The organism is Clostridia bacterium (assembly GCA_012841935.1).
Classification (GTDB): Bacteria; Bacillota; Peptococcia; order DRI-13; family DTU073; genus DUTS01.
The window spans coordinates 1-4,446 of the sequence record DUTS01000072.1; the positions used below are offsets into that span (position 1 = coordinate 1).

The 4,446-nt window shown below is 33.2% G+C and carries 6 protein-coding genes; all 6 read right to left on the reverse strand.

Annotated elements, in window-relative coordinates:
* The coding region (locus GX687_04280) for a glycosyltransferase (GenBank protein HHX96664.1) at positions 1-547 on the reverse strand (547 nt) is incomplete at its 3' end.
* 88 nt (positions 548-635) lie between these two features.
* Entirely contained in the window at positions 636-1,610 is a 975-nt protein-coding gene (locus GX687_04285) for an SDR family oxidoreductase (protein ID HHX96665.1), read from the reverse strand.
* Between the two features lie 41 nt (positions 1,611-1,651).
* A complete protein-coding gene (locus GX687_04290; protein ID HHX96666.1) occupies positions 1,652-2,371 on the reverse strand; it encodes a hypothetical protein in 720 nt (239 codons plus the stop codon).
* Positions 2,355-2,549 (reverse strand): hypothetical protein, encoded by a 195-nt coding sequence (locus tag GX687_04295; protein HHX96667.1) that lies wholly within the window; start codon positions 2,547-2,549, stop codon positions 2,355-2,357. The genes GX687_04290 and GX687_04295 overlap by 17 nt, the downstream gene beginning before the upstream one ends.
* 2 nt (positions 2,550-2,551) lie before the next feature.
* Positions 2,552-3,889 carry a nucleotide sugar dehydrogenase gene (locus tag GX687_04300; protein ID HHX96668.1) on the reverse strand — a complete coding sequence of 446 codons (1,338 nt, stop codon included), beginning with the start codon at positions 3,887-3,889 and terminating at the stop codon, positions 2,552-2,554.
* 11 nt (positions 3,890-3,900) lie between these two features.
* A complete protein-coding gene (locus GX687_04305; protein HHX96669.1) occupies positions 3,901-4,428 on the reverse strand; it encodes a glycosyltransferase family 4 protein in 528 nt (175 codons plus the stop codon).
* Positions 4,429-4,446 lie beyond the last annotated feature (18 nt).

A 4,446-nucleotide genomic window follows, 5' to 3' on the forward strand; every position in this document is an offset into this window, starting at 1 on the left:
TCGCTTGTTTAAACTTCTCAACATTAATCCCATTATTAATAACAACAAATTTATCTAATTTTTCTTTTGGTATCTTCAGCCACTCAATTAAATTAAAATGTACCTTTTCCGATACCGAAATCACACCATCATATTTGGAATAAATATATCTATCCAAATATCTAAAATAAAACTTCGTCCTTCTCCTGTTATAACTGCTGTGCTCAGTAGTTATAAATTTTACACCTTTAAGTTTTAGCAACACTCTGGTGAGACCAACCCAATATTGTGTTGGAAATAAGTGAGCATGAACAACATCATAATTACCTTTAATTATATATTTTCTTATATAAAAAACATTCAATGGGCTATACATTTTTCTATAAGGTACAACATCTACCTTGACGCCATTTTCCTCTAATTTTTCTTTAAACACATTTTTTTCATCAGTAAGTAAAAGAACCTCAACCTCTACCCCATTTTTTCTATTCATAAGCGGAATTATATCACTAATTAATCTTTCCGCACCCCCAGCACCAAGCCCATTAATAATATGCAACACCTTCAAAACTACCACTCCGATTCATAGAATTTTACCCAGGATTTCCTTTACTTACTACTTTTTAATCAAATTTATATACGGAATAATTCTTATCCTAAATATTCTCATGATACCACTTAACGACTTCCACAAACCCCTTCTTAAAATCCCACTCCGGATTATAATTTAACAAGTCTTTTGACTTAGTAATATCGGCTAAACTGTGCTTAATATCACCCGGACGTGATTTAACATACTTAGGATCTAATCTAATCCCCAATTCCTCACACATTAATTCATATAATCGATTAATTGAAATCTTTTTTCCAAAAGCAATATTAAAAGCCTGTCCACAGGCCTCTTGGGGAGCAATACATGCCTTTAAATTAGCCTCAATTACATTTTCTATATAAGTAAAGTCTCTGGTTTGTTCACCATCTCCATAAATTTCAACCTGTTTATTAACTTTTAATCCTTTAATAAACTTAGGGATTACCGCAGCATATTCTGAATCCGGATTTTGACGGGGACCAAAAACATTAAAATATCTTAAACCAATACACCCTAACCCATATACTTTTGTATATAATTTACCATAATACTCATTTACTTGTTTTGTTAATGCATATGGAGATAACACTTCTCCTTCTTCTCCCTCTTTTTTCGGCAACTTAACAGAATCACCATAAACCGATGAAGAAGAAGCATAAATAAACCTTTTCACACCTCTCTTCCTTGCGGCTTCCATCATCTTGGCAGTTCCCTTAATATTGTTATCTTCATAAATTAAAGGTTCCTCCATTGAACGTGGCACCGAACCTAAAGCCGCTTGATGAAGCACATAATCAATATCAGTACAGGCATTTAAGCAAGTGGTAAAATCCCTAATATCCCCATCCATAAATTCATAACGGAAATTACAAATAAATTCTTTCACATTTTCACGTTTTCCCATAGAAAAATTATCTAAACCCCTAACCTCATACCCCATATCAAGCAATCTTTCCACTAAATTAGAACCTATAAAACCGGCTGCACCTGTTACTAAAAACTTTGTTCCCAAAGGAATTTTAATATTTTTATCCAACATTTTTAAACCTCCAACACAATAACCATAAAATTCAATACTAATTATGTATAATCTCTAGCAACTTGTCCCATTGTTTTTATCACTAATTCACCTTTTTGCCTAAGAGCGTCTACCTCCCTAAAAATCTCTTCTAATCCTTTTAATAGATTCAATGGATCTGTAGCTATATTAAACGGATGAAACCAAAGATGAAATATTTTCTTTTCGTTAATAGCCCTATATATCCCTTTTTTCGCCTTATTAACTCTTGATTTAATGGGTATATATTTTCGAAAACTATCTCGTGATAAATATAACATTGAACCCGGAATATTTAACATATTACATTCTTTGACCGGTAAATTAACAGGGGGACAAATAGAAAACATCTGATCAATCATATGACATATTTTTTTTATTTTACCGGGATAATTTTTGTACCAAATTTGCTCAGGCCCCCTAAAACACTTATAACCACAACTTTGGAGCACATCTAAATTCCCCACTTGATTTCTAGGAAATACAAAACTCTCTAATTTTATACTTCTTTTTTCAGCTTCTATATGACATTTTCTTAATTCATCTCGTACCATTTCTTTCGAAACAGTCTTATCCCCGAATAAAAGATGAGAAAAACTATGAGAACCTATCTCTTGATAAACAGAACAATTCATTATATTTTTCACAATCTCTTTACCATACCAAATTGAATCCTTTTTTAAATCCCCTAAAAGATCATTGCTACTTGATAAATTTACTAGAAATTCAAAACAATTTACCAACAATTGCCCAAGTAGCCGATATATTATAATTTATCATCAGGTTTAAAATTTCATTTATAACCTTATGTGTTTTTTCATAATACCTTTTATTTCTTACTACAGCCTTGGGTTTATCTCTCATCCCCCAAGCTAACTCAGTATCTAAACTTAAAACAAAAACCCCCTTATCCAATTTCATCCCTAAAGCCTCCAATATAAATAATTTAAGCTTTCGGCCTCCGTCCTATTGAAAATTCCTTTTACGTCTATTAGCACAAACTTATTATCAGCCTGCCTATAGCCATTCCAAATTCTATTATATATATTTTTCAAATTAGCCAAATTAATAATTTTAAAATATTTATGAGGCACCGCTACAACCACTGCATCAATGTTTTCTAATTCATTTAATTCCTTCAACTTAATTTCATATGTTTGCCAAAGTGCATTTCTGTCAGCAACTGGGTCAACTACCTCAATATTCATTCCATACTCTTTTAACTCATTTATAATATCAACAACTTTTGTATTCCTTACATCAGGACAATTCTCTTTAAAGGTAATCCCCAAGATAGCTACCGTTGAACCTTTAATTGGTTTATTGGCCTTGATCATATTTTTTACTACATTTTCAGCTACATATTTACCCATACCATCATTAATTTTTCTTCCCGCTAAAATAATTTGTGAATGATAACCGATCTCTTCAGCTTTATATGTTAAATAATAAGGATCTACCCCTATACAATGTCCGCCTACCAAGCCAGGGGTAAAGCTAAGAAAATTCCATTTAGTACTTGCAGCCCTTAAAACTGCTTTTGTATCAATTCCTAATTCATTAAATATGATTGCAAGCTCATTCATAAAAGCTATATTTATATCCCGCTGGGAATTCTCTATAACTTTAGCCGCCTCCGCAACCTTAATACTTTCCGCTCGATAAATACCCACCTTAACAACCATTTTATAAACATTTGCTATATCTTCTAAAGCTTCCTTATCTATCCCTGCTACTACCTTTACTATATTTTCCAAACGGTGTTGTTTATCCCCTGGATTAATCCTTTCCGGCGAATATCCTACTTTAAAATCAGTACCACATGTTAAGCCTGATTCCCTTTCCAAAATAGGGATACATATATCTTCTGTGACACCCGGATAAACTGTGGACTCATAAACAACCAAAGAACCCCGCACCAGATTCCGACCAACTATCTTGCTAGCTTCCTTTAAAAACATTAAATTAGGAGTCCTATCTGGATTAATAGGTGTAGGCACCGCCACTATATGAAATTTTGCTTTTTGCAAATCCACCTCTTCCCATGTAAAAAAGGCAGTAGTATCCCGCAGTGCCTTATCCCCTACTTCACCGGTTACATCTCTGCCTTTTAAATACTGTTCCACCTTTTCCCGGGCTATATCAAACCCTATCACATTTGCTACTTTGGCAAAGGCTATAGCTAATGGCAAACCAACATACCCCAAACCGAGGATGGATATCGCTGTTTTTTTATTTTTTATTTGTTCATATAGACTCATAGTTTCACCCTTTATAAATTCATTGTCTTTAATATAACTTTATTAATTATGTTCACATCATATTTTTTACGACAAATTTTCATACTTTCTATACCCATTTTTTCAACTTCCGATTTATTTTCTATCATCCATGCCATTTTCTCAGCCAACTTATCTACATTTTTTACAGGAACTAAAAAACCATTAACACCCTCAATAACTGTTTCCCTACATCCAGGGGCATTAGTAGTTATTATAGGTCTCCCCACAGCCATAGCCTCTAAAACACTTTTGGGAGTACCTTCATGATAAGAAGGTAAAACAAAAACGGATGCATTTATCAAAAATGGCCTTACATCCTCTACATAACCAAAATATTCAACTACCCCATTATCAATATAATCTTGAATATCTTCCTTTTGCAAGGCAGTCGGGTTAGTATCAAAGAAACCAACCATTTGCATCCTAGCACAAGGATATTTTTTTTTAACTATTTCGGCTGCCTTTACGTATTCCATAACACCCTTGTCCCTTATAATCCTTCCAACAAAAAGAAACACGGGAAAATTTTGAATAGA

Bases quoted from the DNA above. Each gene is read 5' to 3' on its own strand.
- GX687_04285 (HHX96665.1), bottom strand. From the start codon at position 1,610: ATGTTGGATAAAAATATTAAAATTCCTTTGGGAACAAAGTTTTTAGTA.
- GX687_04295 (HHX96667.1), bottom strand. From the start codon at position 2,549: ATGAAATTGGATAAGGGGGTTTTTGTTTTAAGTTTAGATACTGAGTTA.
- GX687_04300 (HHX96668.1), bottom strand. From the start codon at position 3,889: ATGAGTCTATATGAACAAATAAAAAATAAAAAAACAGCGATATCCATC.